At 61.9% G+C, this 18,103-nt stretch carries 18 protein-coding genes and 1 riboswitch; of the genes, 2 read left to right on the forward strand and 16 right to left on the reverse strand.

The genetic code is table 11. The features are described 5' to 3' along the window. Positions 1-237: 237 nt before the first annotated feature. From ACYF6X_RS14085 to moaA, 9 genes are all read right to left on the reverse strand, one after another. Positions 238-675, reverse strand: coding sequence for a type IV secretion protein Rhs (locus tag ACYF6X_RS14085; protein WP_130018808.1), 438 nt, complete (start codon positions 673-675; stop codon positions 238-240). Beyond that, a complete protein-coding gene (locus ACYF6X_RS14090) occupies positions 675-4,874 on the reverse strand; it encodes an RHS repeat-associated core domain-containing protein (protein WP_460923924.1) in 4,200 nt (1,399 codons plus the stop codon). The genes ACYF6X_RS14085 and ACYF6X_RS14090 overlap by 1 nt, the downstream gene beginning before the upstream one ends. Continuing rightward, positions 4,871-5,080: a hypothetical protein gene (locus ACYF6X_RS14095; RefSeq protein ID WP_406880091.1), complete on the reverse strand. Its 210-nt coding sequence runs from the start codon at positions 5,078-5,080 to the stop codon at positions 4,871-4,873. Before ACYF6X_RS14095 ends, ACYF6X_RS14090 begins: the two co-directional genes overlap by 4 nt. 119 nt (positions 5,081-5,199) lie before the next feature. Further along, positions 5,200-5,910 carry a Bax inhibitor-1/YccA family protein gene (locus ACYF6X_RS14100; protein WP_033637508.1) on the reverse strand — a complete coding sequence of 237 codons (711 nt, stop codon included), beginning with the start codon at positions 5,908-5,910 and terminating at the stop codon, positions 5,200-5,202. Between the two features lie 130 nt (positions 5,911-6,040). After that, positions 6,041-6,508 (reverse strand): molybdopterin synthase catalytic subunit MoaE, encoded by a 468-nt coding sequence (gene moaE, locus ACYF6X_RS14105; RefSeq protein ID WP_130018670.1) that lies wholly within the window; start codon positions 6,506-6,508, stop codon positions 6,041-6,043. 2 nt (positions 6,509-6,510) lie between these two features. After that, positions 6,511-6,756 (reverse strand): molybdopterin synthase sulfur carrier subunit, encoded by a 246-nt coding sequence (gene moaD, locus ACYF6X_RS14110; protein ID WP_019453985.1) that lies wholly within the window; start codon positions 6,754-6,756, stop codon positions 6,511-6,513. Continuing rightward, positions 6,753-7,232: a cyclic pyranopterin monophosphate synthase MoaC gene (gene moaC, locus ACYF6X_RS14115; RefSeq protein WP_049201144.1), complete on the reverse strand. Its 480-nt coding sequence runs from the start codon at positions 7,230-7,232 to the stop codon at positions 6,753-6,755. Before moaC ends, moaD begins: the two co-directional genes overlap by 4 nt. 3 nt (positions 7,233-7,235) lie before the next feature. Further along, on the reverse strand, positions 7,236-7,751 hold the full coding sequence (moaB, locus tag ACYF6X_RS14120) for a molybdenum cofactor biosynthesis protein B (RefSeq protein ID WP_130018671.1): 516 nt from the start codon (positions 7,749-7,751) through the stop codon (positions 7,236-7,238). A 147-nt stretch (positions 7,752-7,898) separates the two neighbouring features. After that, complete coding sequence (gene moaA, locus ACYF6X_RS14125; RefSeq protein ID WP_165384407.1) at positions 7,899-8,885, reverse strand: GTP 3',8-cyclase MoaA; 987 nt, start codon at positions 8,883-8,885, stop codon at positions 7,899-7,901. Beyond that, a riboswitch (molybdenum cofactor riboswitch) is annotated at positions 8,872-9,016 on the reverse strand. It overlaps the preceding gene by 14 nt. 259 nt (positions 9,017-9,275) lie before the next feature. Here moaA and yvcK point away from each other — a divergent pair. Then, on the forward strand, positions 9,276-10,193 hold the full coding sequence (gene yvcK, locus ACYF6X_RS14130) for a uridine diphosphate-N-acetylglucosamine-binding protein YvcK (RefSeq protein ID WP_063991146.1): 918 nt from the start codon (positions 9,276-9,278) through the stop codon (positions 10,191-10,193). Between the two features lie 6 nt (positions 10,194-10,199). Here yvcK and ACYF6X_RS14135 read toward each other — a convergent pair whose 3' ends face one another. From ACYF6X_RS14135 to ACYF6X_RS14145, 3 genes are all read right to left on the reverse strand, one after another. Further along, complete coding sequence (locus tag ACYF6X_RS14135) at positions 10,200-10,466, reverse strand: VF530 family protein (RefSeq protein ID WP_063991145.1); 267 nt, start codon at positions 10,464-10,466, stop codon at positions 10,200-10,202. A gap of 100 nt (positions 10,467-10,566) precedes the next feature. After that, complete coding sequence (uvrB, locus tag ACYF6X_RS14140; protein ID WP_130018672.1) at positions 10,567-12,579, reverse strand: excinuclease ABC subunit UvrB; 2,013 nt, start codon at positions 12,577-12,579, stop codon at positions 10,567-10,569. A gap of 531 nt (positions 12,580-13,110) precedes the next feature. Beyond that, on the reverse strand, positions 13,111-13,233 hold the full coding sequence (locus ACYF6X_RS14145; protein WP_277986712.1) for a hypothetical protein: 123 nt from the start codon (positions 13,231-13,233) through the stop codon (positions 13,111-13,113). Between the two features lie 452 nt (positions 13,234-13,685). Between ACYF6X_RS14145 and ACYF6X_RS14150 the strand changes: the two genes are divergently transcribed. Then, positions 13,686-14,408 carry an ATP-binding cassette domain-containing protein gene (locus ACYF6X_RS14150; RefSeq protein ID WP_130018673.1) on the forward strand — a complete coding sequence of 241 codons (723 nt, stop codon included), beginning with the start codon at positions 13,686-13,688 and terminating at the stop codon, positions 14,406-14,408. A 27-nt stretch (positions 14,409-14,435) separates the two neighbouring features. On the opposite strand, the gene bioD is transcribed toward ACYF6X_RS14150, so the two are convergent. From bioD to bioB, 4 genes are read right to left on the reverse strand one after another with little or no spacing between them, the layout of a single operon-like run. Beyond that, positions 14,436-15,110, reverse strand: coding sequence for a dethiobiotin synthase (bioD, locus tag ACYF6X_RS14155; RefSeq protein ID WP_063991142.1), 675 nt, complete (start codon positions 15,108-15,110; stop codon positions 14,436-14,438). After that, positions 15,103-15,870 (reverse strand): malonyl-ACP O-methyltransferase BioC, encoded by a 768-nt coding sequence (gene bioC, locus ACYF6X_RS14160; protein ID WP_063991141.1) that lies wholly within the window; start codon positions 15,868-15,870, stop codon positions 15,103-15,105. Before bioC ends, bioD begins: the two co-directional genes overlap by 8 nt. Continuing rightward, complete coding sequence (gene bioF, locus ACYF6X_RS14165) at positions 15,854-17,005, reverse strand: 8-amino-7-oxononanoate synthase (protein ID WP_130018674.1); 1,152 nt, start codon at positions 17,003-17,005, stop codon at positions 15,854-15,856. Before bioF ends, bioC begins: the two co-directional genes overlap by 17 nt. After that, on the reverse strand, positions 17,005-18,042 hold the full coding sequence (bioB, locus tag ACYF6X_RS14170) for a biotin synthase BioB (protein ID WP_025301918.1): 1,038 nt from the start codon (positions 18,040-18,042) through the stop codon (positions 17,005-17,007). Before bioB ends, bioF begins: the two co-directional genes overlap by 1 nt. Between the last annotated feature and the right edge of the window lie 61 nt (positions 18,043-18,103).

An 18,103-nucleotide genomic window follows, 5' to 3' on the forward strand; every position in this document is an offset into this window, starting at 1 on the left:
TTACCACCATTAACTATCTTATTAATTTCAGGTCTCCACACCTCCCACTATTTTTTCTCCAAATTCACAGAATAGTTTTCAATTGAATGTTCGGGGTAGCACGTCGGCCTGGTTCTACCTGTCTAGCTCATAGGTGGTTTTCAGTGAAATAAACATCGAACTTTTAATTAACTTTCAAGGAACGATGTTTATTTAAACTGTTTTATAAGGTTCTTCGACGTCTATCCCAACAACACTTCACCTACCAGAAATACCAAAATCGGCATAACCTTCAGAACTAATTACAAGGCACCACTTTTTATTTCTTTCAAAGAAATAATGATGCTGAGGTATATTTTTTAAGGCAAAATCAAGAAATTCATGAATTTTATCAGAGTTCATCTTAACTGAGAAATCCAGAGAGGAATCATTGATGTAGTAAATCTCATCGCTCATGGAAATTTCTCTATTTACTGCATTATCCTCTAAAAAAGAAGACACCTGAGATAACCATGACTGATAGTCTCCATGTAACTTAATAAACTTATGTTCCTTTGTTTTAGACCAGCTTATCTTAGAGCCAGTCCATTCGAAAGAATCTGATAACTCATCGGCAATCGATTCCCAATCATCTACGATATTAAAAAAAATAGATTTCTCACCTATTTTATTTCTAATTTCTTCATCAAGTGTCATTACATTCCTCTCCACGGTTTCGACGGGAAATCAAATAGTTCCTGAAGCTTAGTTACTGTAGATTCTTTTGCATCAAATAAGAAGTGCTCTCCCTTATCCTTCCCACTAAAGACATTGATATGAGCACCACTTCTCTCATCATATTCAATCCTAAACCCTGTTTTACCATCAAGGGTGGTCATTCCAACAGGTTGTCCTCTGGTTGCGCCAAATTTCCCTGTATTGACTTTTTCCGCTTTGAAACCACGTTCCTCAAGCCATTTGAGTGCTTTATTCCTAGCTTGTTCATAAGAATCTTTCGGCTCTTTTTCTGTTTTACAAGGCTTACTACTCAACCCCAGCGGATCCACCCACATCAGCGGGTTCGGCGCATACTGATACAGGTTCAACCCGCCGCGCAACCCTATCGGATCCTGCGTGGTGAAACGCCCCACCTCGGGTTCGTAGTAGCGGAACAGGTTGTAGTGCAGGCCGCTTTCGTCGTCCTGATATTGCCCGGCGTAGCGCAGCGGCTGCTGATATTGCGCGCCCTGCCGCTTCGCCGCGCCGGCCACCGTCTGGCCCTGCAGCTTGCCGAAGGTGTCGTATTGCCCGGACCAGCACAGGTTGCCCGCCGCGTCGGTCACCTCCAGCGGTGCGCTGTTCAGATCGGTGTGATACCAGTAAATATCTGCCGAGCGGCTGTCGCCCGCCTGCTCCAGCGCCGCCAGCGGGCTCCACGGGCTGGCCGGATCGTAGCTCCAGCTGCGGCGGCTGCCGTCGTCGCGCTGCTCCTGCAGCAACCGGTAGCCCTGCCACAGGAAACGGGTCGTCTGTTCGGTTTTGCCCTTGTAGCGCACCGCCTTGCGGCTGCGGCGGCCCAGCGCATCGTAATGGTACTGTGCTTCGAACTCGCCCTGCGGGCCGCGGCCGTGCGCCTGCACCAGCCGGTTGTCGGCGTCGTAGCGGTAGTGCTGTTCGTACAGGCCGTTGCGCCGGCTGATCAGGTTGCCCCAGGCGTCGTAACGGTAAAACAGTTTTTGCCAGTGCGTCAGCCGGTTATCGGCGATCGGCGCCAACGGCAGGTGCGCGTCGATGTCGCTCTGCGGGCTGCGCTCGCCCAGCAGGTTATCCGCCAGATCGTACACCAGTCGCGCGCCCGGTTTGCCCTGATTGGGTTCGCGGTGTTGCAGCAGGCGGCCTTCGGCGTCGTAACCGTAGTGCACTTCGCCGCGCAGCGCGTCGCTCACCCCGGCCAGCTCGCCGCGGCCGGTGTAGCGATAAGCGCGCCACAGCACGCCGTCTTCCGGCCGGGTCAATTTGTCGTGGCCAAAGGCGCTGCTCTGCCAGCTGCGGCGGCCCATGGCGTCGTAACGCCGCTGCTGCTGCAGCGCGCCCTGGCTGCGGCCGGTTTCCCGGTGCAGGCGATCGCGGGTGAATTCGCTTACCACCTGCTGGTTGAATTTGATGGCGCTGGCGTGGCCGGAGCCGTAATACAGCCACTGCAGGCGATCGCCCTGCGGCAGCGTCAACGCCTGCAGGTTGGCCAGCGCATCCCATTGGTATTGCAGCTCGCCGTTCACGCCCTGCTCGCCGAGCAGTCGCCCGGTGGCGTCATAGCGCATCTGCACGCTGTCCGGCTCGATGCCCAGCGCCGCGCCGCTCGCCGTCGGCAGGCGGTTCAGTTCGCGCAGCCGCCCCATGGCGTCGAAGCGGTAATGCCATTCCGCGCTGGCGTTGCTGCGCCAGACCAGCTGCCCGGCCTCGTCGAAGCGGAAGCGCTGTTCGCGCTGCGTCAGCTCACCCGCGCCGCCCGGCAGGCCGACCTCGCGGTGCTCCTCCAGCAGCCCGGCCGCGCCGTAGCGATAATAGTGGCGGGTGTCGTCCGGGCGCTCTTCGGCCAGCACGCGGCCCACCGCATCGTAGCTGAAGCGGTATTCGCCGCCGTTGCCGTTCTCCAGCCGCGTCAGCCAGCCCTGCGGGCTGTAGTGATAGCGCCGGGTGCGGTTAATGCGGTCGGTGATGCTGACCGGCAACCCCAGGGCGTTGTACTGCCAGCGGGTCAGGCTGCCCAGCGCGTCCTGATGTTCGGCCAGCTGGCCGTGCGCATTCCAGTTAAAGCGCTCTTCGCCGCCGTCCGGGTGGATCAGGGTGTGCAGGCGCCCGCCGTTATCCCACCGGTAGCGCGTCTGGTGGCCTTCGGCATCGGTCTGCGCCGTCAGTTGCCCCAGCACATCGTAGGTATAAGCCGTCACGCTGCCGGAACAGTCGGTGTACCGCGTCAACTGGCCGCGGGCGTCCCACTCCAGCTTCACTTCCCCGCCCAGCGCGTCGATCACGCCGGCCGGCAGGCTCTCTTCGTCATCCGGGTAGCGGTACAGCGTGGCATTGCCCAGGGCATCGACATAGCGCGTCGGGCGCCCCAGCGTGTCCCAGTGCTGCGCTTCGCTGCTGCCGTCCGGGTACGCGACGGCGAACAGCCGGCCGCTGTTGCGCGAATATTGATAACGCGTCACGCGGCCGAGCGGATCGGTCTCCGACAGCAGGCGGCCGTAAGGATCCCATTCGCTCTGGCGCTGCGCGCCGCCGGGCAGCAGCACGCTGCACAGCTCGCCGCGTTGGTAGATAAAGCCGTAGCGGCGCTGGTCGAAATCGGTGTACTGCGCCACGTTGTCGTCGTCATCCAGCCGCCACTCCGCCCGCTTGCCGTCGCCGCGCACCGCGCTGCGGCGCCCGCCGGCGAAGTCATAGCCGAACTCCAGCGATTCCCCGGCGCTGTTGCGGTAGGCCGTCACGCGCGGCACGCCGTCGATCTCTTGCCATTGGTATTCGTTCAGCAGCCCGGCGGCGTCCTGGTGGCTGATCATCAGACCGTCGCGCCAGCCGAAGCGGCGCGTTACCTCACCGGCGCGGTTGCTCACCGTCGTCAGTTGGCCCTGCTCATCGTAGCCGTAGCGCGCCAGCGTCCGTTCGCCTTCGGCGGTTTGCAGCGCCACTTCGCGCAGGCGGCCCTGCGCATAACGGCACATCAGGCGCTGCCCGGCGCTGTCCACCAGTTCGCTCAGCAACCCTTCGTCGTCGTAAAACAGCGAGGTGGCGTTGCCGATGGCGTCGGTGATCATGCTGAGCCGACTCGGCTGGTCGCCCGCCAGCGGCGGGTAGTGGAAAATCTGTTCGCCGACGTCAAACAGCTGCCAGCTGCCGTCGTCGTTGTGCATCAGCCAGCATTTTTCGGCTTCGCAGTAGGTTTTGTGACCGCGCGGCACCCTGGGGAAAGCGACGAAGTCGCCGGAAGGCGCGCGCCACACCAGGCCGTCCTGATACGGCTGCAGGCTGCTCTCCCAGAACAGGTTCCAGCCGCGGCCCAGTACGCCGTCGCCGGGGTTACCGCTGCGCCAATAGCGCTGCCAGGCAACCGGCAGGCGCGAAGGCAGCACGAAATCGAGATCGTCTTCGCCGTCGAGGAATTTCTGGCCGCTGACGATATCCACCGGCCGAGCGATAATGCCGACGGCGGCGGTGGCGGTCATCAAGGTGCCGGCGCGGCAGGCGATGCGCGCCAGCTTGTTGATGCCGGGCAGCTTGCCCAGCAGTTTGCCGAGCGCCCCCAGCTTGCCGGCGGCGCCGCCCACGCCGCCCACCAGGCCGGCGAACAACAGCGTCAGGTCAGAGACCTTGTACAGCCAATCCGGCACTTCGGGCTTGATCGGCAAGGTGGTGACGGTGCCGCCGCCGATAAACACGTTGGGCGAGCCTTCCATCACCTGCGCGTCGCAGTTGGTTTTGTCCCCCACGCGTGAGGCGGGTTGGCCGTTGATGCTGACCTTGTCGGAGCCCTGCGCCATCTGCATGCTCGGGCCGTCGTCGCTGCAGGCCACCTGGCTGTTGGTGGCGAGCGCGGCGGGTTTGCCGTTGATGAAGACGTTGGGGGAGCCGGTGACGATATTGCCTTTGGGGGTCAGGCTACCGGCACCGGCGTCGGCAATGCCGTCGCGCGCCGCGGTGGCCGCCTCCCCGGTGAGATACCCCACCGCCAGGCTGGCGCCGATCAGCAGCACACCGACGCCGATACAGGAAGCCGCCAGGCCGGCGACGAACAGCGCACCCGCCGCCACCGCGCCTGCGGCGGCGATCAGGCCGCCGACAAGGGTGCCGGCAATCATGCCGGCCAGGGCATGGGAGTGCCCGATGGTATCGCCGACGCGGGCCGCTTCGGTCATCGTAAGGTCCTTTTACGTGAAGAGTTCATCGTTATGCCGCCCGGTAGCTGTTCAGCACCTGCTGCAGCAGCGCGTCGCGAGAAACATTGATCGAGGGAAAAACGTTCATCACCGGTCAGAAGCACTTTGACGGTGTGGTCTAGGTAACCTTCAGGTAGGGGCGCACTACCTTCGATAAAGATACAGCGGAAAGTATCGGGCATCATGCAAAATCCTTTTGCTTCACGAAAGATTAAGCATCGCATAATCGCATAAAAAAAGCTCTGCATGTCACATGCAGAGCTTTTTGATCGCCAGATACCCTATGGCTTGAAAGACGACGGATTTAGCGGCGGTTGCCGAAGATACGCAACAACATCAGGAACAGGTTGATGAAGTCGAGATACAGCGTCAGCGCGCCGACGATGGCGTACTTGCGGAAGCTGTCTTTATCATCGGCGTTCAGCTGCTCGCCCATCGCCTTGAGTTTTTGCGTGTCGTACGCGGTCAGGCCAACGAACACCACCACCCCGATGTAGGTAATCGCCCACATCAGCGCGGTGCTTTTCAGCCAGATGTTCACCAGCGAGGCCAGCACGATGCCGATCAGCGCCATGAACAGCATGCTGCCGAAGCCGCTCAGATCGCGCTTGGTGGTGTAACCGTACAGGCTCATGGCGCCGAACATGCCGGCGGTGACCACGAAGGTGCTGGCGATCGAGCTGTAGGTGTAGGCGATGAAGATGCTCGACAGCGTCAGCCCGGTCAGCGCCGAGTACAGCATGAACAGCGAAGTGGCCACCGCGCCGCTCAGGCGGTTGACCATGCCGGAAATCACGAACACCAGCGCCAGTTGGGCGATGATCAGGCCGAAGAAGGTGATCTGGCTGGAGAAGATGAAGTTGAGGATCGCGGGCGTGTTGGCCGCATACCAGGAAACGAACGCCGTCAGCAGCAGACCGCAGGTCATCCAGCCGTAAACCTGCGCCATGTAGGCCTGAATGCCGCTGTTGGCACGTTCGACGATTGAACCATTAGAGCGTGGATATCGGTCCATGACGGTTACCTTTTGCGTTGTAAACAAGATTCCGAAGCCCCGCGAACGGGGCTTCGCCTGCTATAAGCGTACCACAGAATATGCCGGGCGAAAGCGGCAAAGGTCTTGATTTGTTTCCGCTGTTGACGCGTTATTTAGCCGCGTCGTGCCAGCGCTGCGCGGCCTCGCGATCGCTGTCGCGGGCGTCTACCCAACGATCGCCCTGGCCGGTCGCTTCGCGCTTCCAGAACGGCGCGCGGGTCTTCAGATAGTCCATGATGAACTCGCTGGCGGCGAACGCCATGCTGCGGTGCGCGCCGGTCACGCCAACGAACACGATCTCGTCGCCGGGATACAGCGCGCCGACGCGGTGGATCACCGTCACCCGCTGCAGCGGCCAACGGCTGCGCGCCTCGGCCGCGATCTCCGCCAGCGCCTTCTCGGTCATGCCGGGGTAGTGTTCCAGCGTCAGCGCGCTGACGTCATCACCCAGATTATGGTTGCGCACCTTGCCGGTGAAGGTCACCACCGCGCCATCAGCGTCGCACTGCGCCAGCCACTGATACTCGTCGCCGACGTTGAACGGCGCTTCGCCCACGCGAATGCGGGTATTTTCCATGCTTATCCCCCGGTAACCGGCGGGAAGAAGGCCACTTCATCGCCGGCGCGCAGCGGATGATCCGCCGCCACCAGCGACTGGTTGACCGCCGCCAACAGCTTGCCGGATTCCAGCGCCAGCGCCCAGCGATCGCCGCGCGCACACAGCGCCTGGCGCAGCGCCTCGACGGTCGGGTAATCCGCCGGCATCGACAGGCCGCCGGTGCCCACCAGTTCGCGCACCTGCGCGAAGAAAAGAATATCGATCATACGTTCACCTTAAAATCGCCGGATTTGCCGCCGCTTTTCGCCAGCAGGCGTACCGGGCCGATCACCATGTCTTTCTGTACCGCTTTGCACATGTCATAGATGGTCAATGCCGCCACCGAGGCGGCGGTCAGCGCCTCCATTTCGACGCCGGTTTTGCCGGTCAGCCGGCAGCAGGTTTCGATGCGCACCCGGTTGTGCTGCGTTTGCGCCTCCAGCTGCACTTCGACCTTGCTCAGCATCAGCGGGTGGCACAGCGGGATCAGCTCCCAGGTGCGTTTGGCCGCCTGAATGCCGGCGATGCGCGCCGTGGCGAACACGTCGCCCTTGTGATGGCTGCCGTCGACGATCATCGCCAGCGTGGCGGGCAGCATCTCGACGAAGGCTTCGGCGCGCGCCTCGCGCACCGTTTCGGCCTTGGCGGACACGTCAACCATATGGGCTTCGCCGGCGGCGTTAATGTGGGTTAGCTGTGTCATGACTCAGGGCTTCTTCAAGTGAGGCTGGAAGTTGCACGGGCGATGGCGCGCGTCCAACTGCTCTTCGATAATCCGCTCCCAGGCGGTGCGGCAGGCGCGGGTGGAGCCCGGCATGGCGAAAATCACCGTGCGGTTGGCCAGGCCGGCCAGCGCGCGCGACTGGATCGTCGCAGTGCCGATCTCTTCGTACGACACCATGCGGAACAGTTCACCGAACCCTTCCACCTCTCTGTCGAACAGCGGCAGCAGCGCGTCCGGCGTGTTGTCGCGCGCGGTAAAACCGGTGCCGCCGGTGATCAACACCGCCTGCACGTTGTCATCGGCGATCCAGGCGGAAACCCGCGCGCGGATCTGGTAAATATCATCTTTGACGATGGCGCGATCCACCACCTGATGACCGGCTTCCTGCGCCGCGTCCTGCAGATATTGGCCGGAGGTGTCTTCCGCCGCGCCGCGGCTGTCGGACACGGTCAGGATGGCGATATGCGCCGGAATAAACTCGCTGCTCGCATGGCTCATGGTTCAATAGGCTCCTATTCTGAGATACCCAACAGCTTTCAAGTTGCAGCCAGGCGGCCAGTGCGTAAATCCCCAGGAGCTTACTCCGGTAAGTGACTGGGGTGAGCGCACGCAGCCAACAACGCTGCGGCTTGAAATATGTGGGTATCAGCCGCCGATAAACGACAGGTTCTGGGTGATCCCGCTGTTGCCCTGATGCAGGAAATGGGTCTGCTTCTTGCTCAGCAGCCCGCTCTGGATGCGTGCCTTCAGCGCGTCGAGCTGGCCGTCGTCCGCCAGCAGATCGCGCAGGGGCACCCCCTGCTCGCCGAACAGGCACAGGTGCAGATTGCCGATGGAAGAAACGCGCAGCCGGTTGCAGCTGGCGCAGAAGTCTTTCTCATACGGCATGATAAGACCCACCTCACCCTGGTAGTCCGGGTGGCTGAACACCTGCGCCGGGCCGTCGCTGCGGCCGCGCGCCTGGCGCTGCCAGCCCTGCTGCTCCAGCTGCCGGCGAATCACTTCGCCGGAAACGTGGTGTTTGCGAAACAGCTCGCCGCCCTCACCGGTTTCCATCAGTTCGATAAAGCGCAGTTGGATCGGCCGGTCTTTGATCCAGGCGAGAAAGGCGCCGAGCTGCTGGTGGTTAACGTCGCGCATCAGCACCGCGTTGACTTTGACCTTGCTGAAACCGGCGCTGAAGGCGGCGTCGATGCCGTCCATCACCTGGCGGAACTTATCCTGACCGGTGATGGCGTGAAACTGGCGGGGATCCAGGCTGTCGATGCTGACGTTGATCGCCGTCAGACCGGCGTCACGCCAGGCGGTGACGTCGCGCGCCAGACGGTAGCCATTGGTGGTGACCGCCAGGGTACGGATGGCCGGGTTTTCCCGCACGGCGGCGATGATCTCGGTAAAATCGCGGCGCAGCGAAGGCTCGCCGCCGGTCAGGCGCACCTTTTCGGTGCCCAGTTCGGCGAACGCGCGGCTGACGCGGCGGATTTCATCCAGCGACAGGAAGCTTTTCGGACTGCCGCTCGGCTTGTAGCCATCGGGCAGACAATAGGTGCAACGAAAGTTGCACACGTCGGTGATCGACAAGCGCAGGTAATAGAACTTGCGCTCATAAGCATCAATGAGTTGCGGCACCATAACACCTTTCCAAAGTCGGGAGATGCGAGCGTTTCCCCTCTGCACCCTGGTGGCTGACTTCGCCACGGCCCAGGCACCATATCGTTCCGGATGAACAACGTAGGCGCAGGGGCTAGGAGTTTGATTTCTCTTCCCGCTACCTTGAGTAGCCGGAACGAAACCGTGGTTTTCAGCAGAATTCTAGCGCTAATCGGCAACGATAGCCAACGCGTAAATTCGCTATATAATTGTCTATACATCGTTTTTAGACGCCGCGTATTCAGGTAAACCATGATAAACGTCACTTGCGCGGACGAATTGACCGGAATCACGCAAATGACACTCTTATCGCGTTTTTATGCCGGATCCGCTACCTTATGCGGGCAGTTCAGCCCCTTTGTAAGGAAATTTATGCGTAATCGTACCCTGGCCGATCTCGACCGCGTGGTGGCGTTAGGCGGCGGACACGGCCTGGGCCGTGTGATGTCGGCCCTGTCGTCCTTAGGCTCCCGCCTGACCGGCATCGTCACCACCACCGACAACGGCGGTTCTACCGGCCGCATCCGCCGTTCGGAAGGCGGCATTGCCTGGGGCGATACCCGTAACTGTCTCAACCAGCTGATCACCGAACCGAGCGTCGCCTCGGCGATGTTCGAATACCGCTTCAGCGGCAACGGCGAACTGGCCGGCCACAACCTCGGCAACCTGATGCTAAAAGCGCTGGATCACCTGAGCGTGCGCCCGCTGGAAGCGATCAACCTGGTGCGCAGCCTGCTGAAGGTGGACGCGGCGCTGATCCCGATGTCGGAGCAGCCGGTGGATTTGATGGCGCACGATCACGAAGGCAATCACGTTTACGGTGAAGTGAATGTCGACCAGCTGGCCCATATGCCGCAGGAGCTGATGCTGTCGCCCCCGGTCAGCGCCACGCGCGAAGCGCTGGACGCCATCGCGCAGGCCGACGTGATCCTGATCGGGCCGGGCAGTTTCCTCACCAGCCTGATGCCGCTGCTGCTGCTGGACGATCTCACCCAGGCGCTGCGTCGCAGCAGCGCCAGCATGATCTATATCGGCAATCTCGGCCGCGAGCTGAGCGTGGCCGCCGCGGCGCTGTCGTTAAAGGATAAGCTGACGCTGATGGAAGAGAAGATAGGCCGCCGGATGATCGATGCGCTGATCGTCGGCCCGGCGGTGGACGCCAGTGAAGTGCAGGATCGGGTGGTGATTCAGCAACCGCTGGAAGCGAGCGACATCCCCTACCGCCACGATCGCCAACTGCTGCGCCAGGCGCTGGATCGGGCGCTGGTGGAGCTGGCCGCCCGCCGCTGACCGGATTTAACCATCTCGCCCGCGCAGCCAGGGATTATCGCTGGCTGGGGCGGGATGGCTGACCATATCGATATACAGGTCTTCCACCTCTTTGCGCGCCCAGGGCGTGCGGCGCAAAAACTTCAGGCTGGACTTGATGCTCGGATCGCTGAGGAAGCAGTTGATGCGAATGCGCGCGCCCAGTTCGGACCAACCGTAATGATCCACCAGTTTATTCAGCAGTTGCTCCAGCGTCACGCCGTGCAGCGGATCTTTGGACTGGTGTTGGCTCATGTTCGGTACTCTTCGTGGTCAAATCGAGCCGCACACCATAACAGCTTTGACGCGGCCGACAAGGAATTTTGACGCCCACGGCGCGGGCGCCATCCAACGGTCAGGAAATCGCGATGAACTGCTCGCGCAGCTGGTGGATCTCGTCGCGTAGCGCAGCCGCCTGTTCGAACTCCAGGTTTTGCGCGTGGGTGTACATTTGCGCCTCCAAATCGCGGATTTTCTGATCCAGCGCTTTCGGCGTGAGGTTCTGAAGCGGCGCGCCGCCGTCCAGCGCCTTGCCCTTGCCTTTGCTCTTGGCGCGGTTGACCGGCTGGCCGATCTGCAAAATGTCGCCGATCTTCTTGTTCAGCCCCTGCGGCACGATGCCGTTGGCTTCATTATACGCCTGCTGCTTGGCGCGGCGCCGCTCGGTTTCGCCGATCGCCTTGGCCATCGAATCGGTGATGCGATCGCCATACAGGATCGCCTTGCCGTTCAGGTTACGCGCCGCGCGGCCAATGGTCTGGATCAGCGAACGCTCGGAACGCAGGAAGCCTTCCTTGTCGGCGTCCAGAATCGCCACCAGCGACACCTCAGGCATGTCGAGCCCCTCACGCAACAGGTTGATGCCCACCAGCACGTCGAACTCGCCCAGACGCAGGTCACGGATGATTTCGACCCGTTCCACGGTATCGATGTCCGAGTGCAGGTAGCGCACGCGCTCGCCATGTTCTTCCAGGTATTCGGTCAGGTCTTCTGCCATGCGTTTGGTCAGGGTGGTCACCAGCACGCGCTCGTTGATCGCCGCGCGTTTGCGGATCTCGGAAAGCAGATCGTCCACCTGGGTGCCCACCGGTCGCACTTCCACGATCGGATCCAGCAGCCCGGTCGGCCGCACCACCTGATCGATCAGATCGCCGCCGGATTTCTCCAGCTCATATTTGCCCGGCGTCGCGGAGACATAGATGGTCTGCGGCGCCAGCGCCTCGAACTCCTCGAAGCGCAAGGGGCGGTTGTCCAGCGCCGACGGCAGGCGGAAGCCGTACTCCACCAGCGTTTCTTTACGCGCGCGGTCGCCCTTGAACATCGCGCCGATCTGCGGAATGGTGACGTGGGATTCGTCGACCACCAGCAGGCCGTCCGCCGGCAGGTAGTCGAACAGCGTCGGCGGCGGCTCGCCCTCGCCGCGCCCGGACAGGTAGCGCGAGTAGTTTTCGATGCCCGAGCAGTAACCCAGCTCGTTCATCATCTCCAGATCGAACTGGGTGCGCTGCGTCAGGCGCTGCTCTTCCAGCAGCTTGTTGTTGGCCAGCAGCACCTTGCGGCGGTCCGCCAGATCGACCTTGATCTCTTCCATCGCCTGCATGATCCGCTCACGCGGCGTCACGTAGTGCGATTTCGGGTAGATGGTAAAACGCGGCACCACCTGCTCGATCTGCCCGGTCAGCGGATCGAACAGCGACAGCCGCTCCACTTCTTCATCGAACAGCTCGACGCGCAGCGCCAGCTCGTCCGATTCCGCCGGGTAAATGTCAATCACCTCGCCGCGCACGCGGAAGGTAGCGCGCTGGAAAGCCTGATCGTTGCGGGAGTACTGCAGCTCCGCCAGACGGCGCAAAATGGATCGCTGATCGATGATCATGCCCTGGGTCAGGTGCAGCATCATCTTCAGGTAAAGATCCGGATCGCCCAGGCCGTAGATCGCCGATACCGACGCCACCACCACCACGTCGCGCCGCTCCAGCAGCGCCTTGGTGGCGGACAGGCGCATCTGCTCGATATGCTCGTTCACCGAAGCGTCTTTTTCAATGAAGGTGTCGGAGCTGGGCACGTAGGCTTCCGGCTGGTAGTAGTCGTAGTAGGAGACGAAGTATTCCACCGCATTCTCCGGGAAAAACGCTTTCATCTCGCCGTACAGCTGCGCCGCCAGCGTCTTGTTCGGCGCCAGCACCATGGTCGGCCGATTCAGATCGGCTATCACGTTGGCGATGGTGAATGTCTTGCCCGAACCGGTGACCCCCAGCAGCGTCTGATGTGCCAGGCCGTCTTCCAGCCCCTCTTCCAGCTTGCGGATGGCTTCCGGCTGATCGCCGGCCGGTTTGAACTCGGAATGCAGTTTGAAAAGTTTACTCATTGCTCGGCTACCCTGTGGAGATGCGCGCGCTCAGGCGGCCAGCCGACTCTGCGCCGGACGTGGCCCCTAATTATGGAAAGTGTCGGCGATTTGCGCCAGTGCCCATGATACTGGATATAAAACCAGCTTCAAGCGGATTCGTCGCTGCGCCCGGCACTGCGGCCACGCCGCTGCACCGTGACGTTACAGCCGGGTGACATTTTTATTGTCAATAACAGATTTATCCCCAGAACTTGCCGCGAATTAACTTATTGATAGCACCGCGTCGAAAAATCATACATAGAGACCTGATCAATAACCCTGCGTCTTGATTTTAATTAATATATTGATATATAACACATTTAATAAAAAGACGAGAATGCGGGCAAAGCGAACAGAACCCGCGTCCGCTCTCGCTTTACAGCGTTTTTCTAAATCTAATACACAAGGTTATCCACAGGAATAGTGGATAACTCTCACCGCCCCGCCCGGGGCGGGAGTTACAGAAAGAAAGCTTTTCGCCCTTTACACCCGCTAAAATGGCTTTTTTAGTTATTTTTTCATAAAAATATCGCTTTGTTTATGCCGATTAATACTAAAAATCCCCATTGCCAAAATCGCATCGGCCCCTTTCTCGCGGATCGCTCTTGACGCCGGCGCAATGCCTTGCACCATGCCCTCACCGAAGAGCACCACAAGAGTGCAAAAAACGTCCGGGTTAACTTCCCCGCGTATTTTCGAGCCGCCACGGCAGCGCGCGTCAGGCCTGACGCGTGGTTAACAAGGCGATAACAATCCCCGTTTTCACCCGGCGGTAAAACTGGCCTGAGAGTTGCTTTATCTTCCCGCGCATAAATGCGGCGCGGCAGCATGATGCGCTGCCTGCCGCGACGCGTAATCTCCGCGGCGCTATCGCCCGTAAAAGCGCAAGAACGACACCAAGTCGTCACAAGCGTCGTTTTTAACGACATATTGACTGTCATTCCGTCCACCGCAGACCTTGCTCGGGCTCATCGGACGGAGGGCATTTTGTTCCAGACATTGCCACACTCGGGAAATTCGCCGCGCATGCGGCCTTTGCAGTCCTCGCCAACGAGTGAAACGGGCGTCTATGAGGAGAATGCCAAATGCTGAGACTGAGATCGGTCAATCAATTTTACGGGCAGAACCACACCCTGTGGGACATCAACCTGGAGCTGCCGCGCGGCCAGTGCACCGTGCTGCTCGGCCGCAACGGCGTGGGCAAGACCACGCTGGTCAACTGCATCATGGGGCATGTACCGGTGGTAAGCGGCAGCATGACCTGGCAACCGGCGGATCAGCCGCCGCAAAATCTGCTGCTGCAGCCGATGGAGCGCCGCGCCGCGCTGGGCATCAGCCACGTGCCCCAGGGGCGGCAGCTTTTTTCGCAGCTGAGCGTGGAGGAAAATCTGCAGGTGGCGCAAATGGCCGGGCGCGGCGCCCCTCGCCGCATTCCGCCGCTGATCTACAACCTGTTTCCCCATTTGCGTCAGATGCGCGCGCGCCGCGCCGGCGATCTGTGCGTGGGCGCCCAACGCCAGCTGGCTATTGGTCGGGCGCTGGCTCAGGAGCCGGCGCTGCTGATCCTCGACGAACCGACGGCGGGCGTACCGCCCTCGATCGCCGCCGACATCGGCAACGTGATCCGCCGGCTCAACCGCGAATTGGGCATGACCATTTTACTGGTGGAGCATCAGCTGTCGTTCGTGCGCCGGGTGGCGGACCGCTTCTGCCTGTTGGACAGCGGGCGCACGGTGGCGCACGGCGCGCTGGCGCAGCTGGATGAGGCGTTGATCGGTACCGGGCTGACAGGGCAAGAAGAAGGATGAGGGAGAGAAGCCCCCCTCATGGAGAGTTTACAGCAGGCTGATATCCAGATACTCCCCCAGCGGTGCCCGCTCGGCCTGCGGCAGGTGCGGGATTTCGCCCAGCAGCGGCGCCGGCAGCATACGGCGCAGCGTGGCCAGGTATTCCTGATGCCGCCGCCCCGGCGGCGTCACGTCGTTGGCGATCCAACCGGCCAGCGTCAGCCCCGCCTGTTGCACCGCCTGCGCCGTCAGCACCGCGTGGTTGATGCAGCCCAGTTTGATGCCCACCACCAGGATCACCGGCAGCTGCTCCTGCTGCACCCAGTCGGCGAAGGTGTACTGCGCCGACAGCGGGGTAAACCATCCGCCCGCGCCCTCGACCAGCACCCAGTCGGCGCGCTGCTCCAGCCGGCGCAGGCCGTCGGACAGCCGCGCCGCCTCGATCGGCCGGCCTTCATCGGCGCTGACGATATGCGGCGAGGTCGGTTCGGCAAAAACGTAAGGGTTCACTTCGTCGTAGCGGAGCGCCACGCCGCTGTTGGCCTGCAGCGCCAGCGCGTCGCCGTTGCGCAGCCCCTCGGGGGTCATCTCGCTGCCGGAAGCCACCGGCTTATAACCAGCGCTGCGGTAGCCCGCCCGGTTGGCGGCCTGCAGCAAGGCGCTGCTGGCGACGGTTTTTCCGACCTCGGTGTCGGTGCCGGTCACGAACCAACGTTTAATCACGATAAATCACTCCATAAACCAGATGATAGCTGAGCGGGAACTGCCCCTGCCGACACGGGTAAGCCGCCTGCAGCGCGGCGAGACGGCCGCGCGACATCAGGCCGCCCTCGCGCCCCTGATGCAGGTGCGTGGCCCCGATGCCCTTGAGCGAACGCATCAGCGTCATCACGTCCGGGTAGTTCAGGGTGCGCAGCTCCGTGACCAGCTCGTGTCGGTAGTCAGCACAGGCGGCGCGGATCTGCGCCAGCGGCAGAAAGGCGTTCACGTGGCGCTCGCCGTCCACCTGTTGCCAGGCGTCCCCCAACTCCTGCAGCGATCCCGCCGCCAGCGTGGAAAACAGGATCGCGCCGCCGGGGCGGGTCACGCGATACAGCTCCGCCAGCGCGGCGGGCAGATCGCTGCACCACTGCACCACCAAGCTGCTGAAACAAATGTCCATCGCCGCATCGGGCAGCGGCACCTGTTCGATATCGCCCAGCAAATAATGATGCGCCGCCTGCCGTTGGCGGGCGACGTCCAGCATGCCCGGCGCCAGATCGAGCGCGGTTACCTGCATGCCGCGCTCACGCCACAGACGGCTGAAATAACCGGTGCCGCAGCCGGCATCCAGCAGCCGTTCGCCCGGATGGGCACTCCCCATCCCCAGTAAGCGCTCGCCAACGTCACGCTGCAGCGCGGCGGCGGCGTCGTAGCTGCCGGCGGCACGGCTGAAGGCCGAAGCGACCGCCTGTTTGTTCACCGCGTCATTGGCTGACGTCATGTAATACCTCCAGCAGGCGATCGATGTCCTGCGGCTGATGCGCCGCCGTCAGGGTAATGCGCAGCCGCGCGCCGCCCGGCGGTACCGTCGGTGGGCGGATGGCGCTCACCCACAGCCCGCGCTCGCGCAGGCGGGTCGCCAGATCGAGCGCGCGTTGATTGTCCCCCACCAGCAACGGCTGGATGGCGGTGTCGGAATCCGTCAGGGTTAGCGCCAGCGGCGCCGCGCCCTGGCGGAAACGCCGAATGTTGTCCTGCAGCCGGGCGCGCAGTTCATCGCCCTCTCGAATGCAGGCCAGCGCCGCCTGCAGCGCACAGGCCTGCGCCGGCGGCATCGCGGTGCTGTAGATCAGATGGCGGGCGAACTGCAGCAGATACTCGGCGGTCGCCTCATCGCACAGCACTGCCGCGCCGCTGACGCCGAACGCCTTGCCGAAGGTCGCCACCAGCAGTTCAGGGCGCACGCCCTGCTGCCAGCAGCTGCCGCGGCCTTGCTCGCCGCGCACGCCGACGCCGTGGGCATCGTCCACCATCAGCCAGGCGCCCGCCGCGCGGGTTAAGCGATGCAGTTCCGTCAACGGTGCGCCGTCGCCGTCCATGCTGAACACCCCTTCGGTCACCGCCAGCCGCTGCCCTTCACAGGGTTTGGCCAGCAGATCCGCCAGCGCCTGCGGCTTGTTGTGCTGGAAGCGGCGCAGCTCGGCCGGCGACTGCGCCGCCGCCTCCAGCAGCGAGGCGTGGCTGAGGCGATCGGCTAAAATGCGATCGCCTTTCTGCATCAACGCCGCCAGCACCGCCTGGTTGGCGGCGTAACCGGAGATAAACAGCAGCGCGCGCGGATAGCCGAGCCACGCCGCCAGTTGCTCCTCCAGCGCCTGATGCGCCGCGCTAAAGCCGGTGACATGGCCCGACCCGCCGCTGCCGACGCCATAACGCTGCGCGCCCTGCTGCCAGGCGGCGATTACCCGCGCGTCCTGGCTCAGCCCCAGGTAGTCGTTGCCGGAGAAGTTCAGGTAGAGGCGATCGCCGAGCCGGATCTGGCGGCCATTGCCGCCCTCGGTGGTCTGTCGCCGACGGTAGGCGGCGTTGAGGTGCCGCTCTGCCAGCGCCTGCTCGATGCGTTGTGGCCAGCTCATCACAGCGCCGCGTTGTAAAACTCGGCGGTATCGGCGTTCAGCAGTTGCTTAGCCAGCACTTGCTGTTGCTGATTGTCGCCGTGTTCGGTGGCGGTCTGCTGCGGGTTCAGCCCCAGCTTGCGGAACAGCTGCAGGTCTTTGTCTTCTTCCGGGTTCGGCGTGGTCAGCAGCTTGCAGCCATAGAAGATCGAGTTGGCGCCAGCCATAAAGCACATCGCCTGCGTCTGTTCATTCATCTGTTCACGGCCGGCGGAGAGGCGAACATAAGAGGACGGCATCATGATGCGCGCCACCGCAATAGTGCGGATGAAGTCAAACGGATCGACGTCGTCGTTATCCGCCAGCGGCGTGCCTTTTACCTTCACCAGCATGTTGATCGGCACGCTCTCCGGCGGCTTCGGCAGGTTGGCCAGCTGCACCAGCAGCCCGGCACGGTCGCGCACCGTTTCACCCAGCCCGACGATGCCGCCGGAGCACACTTTGATGCCGGCGTCGCGCACTTTGTCGAGCGTATCCAGGCGTTCCTGGTAGCTGCGGGTGGTGATGATGCTGCCGTAGAACTCCGGCGAGGTATCGAGGTTATGGTTGTAATAATCCAGCCCGGCTTCCGCCAGCCGCTCGGCCTGAGTGCCGTCCAGTGTGCCCAGCGTCATGCAGGTTTCCATGCCCATCGCTTTCACGCCCTGCACCATCTGCTGCAAATAAGGCATATCGCGCTCGTGCGGGTTCTTCCACGCCGCGCCCATGCAAAAACGGGTCGAGCCGTTCGCCTTGGCCTTGCGCGCCGATTCCAGCACCTGCTCGACCTGCATCAACCGCTCCGACTCCAGGCCGGTCTTGTAGCGCGAACTCTGCGGGCAGTATTTGCAGTCTTCCGGACAAGCGCCGGTTTTGATCGACAGCAGTGTGCTGACCTGCACCTGACGCGGGTCGAAGTGTTGGCGGTGTACGGTTTGCGCCTCGAACAGCAGTTCAAGCAGCGGTTTATCAAACAGGGCCTGGGCTTGCCCTACTGTCCAGTGAATGCGGTCGGCCATCATGGCGTCTCCAAAACGAAAAAGTGTCGCCAGTTTAAATATTGTGGATATACTGTCAACC

The organism is Serratia sp. ID 25-353 (genome assembly GCF_054792795.1).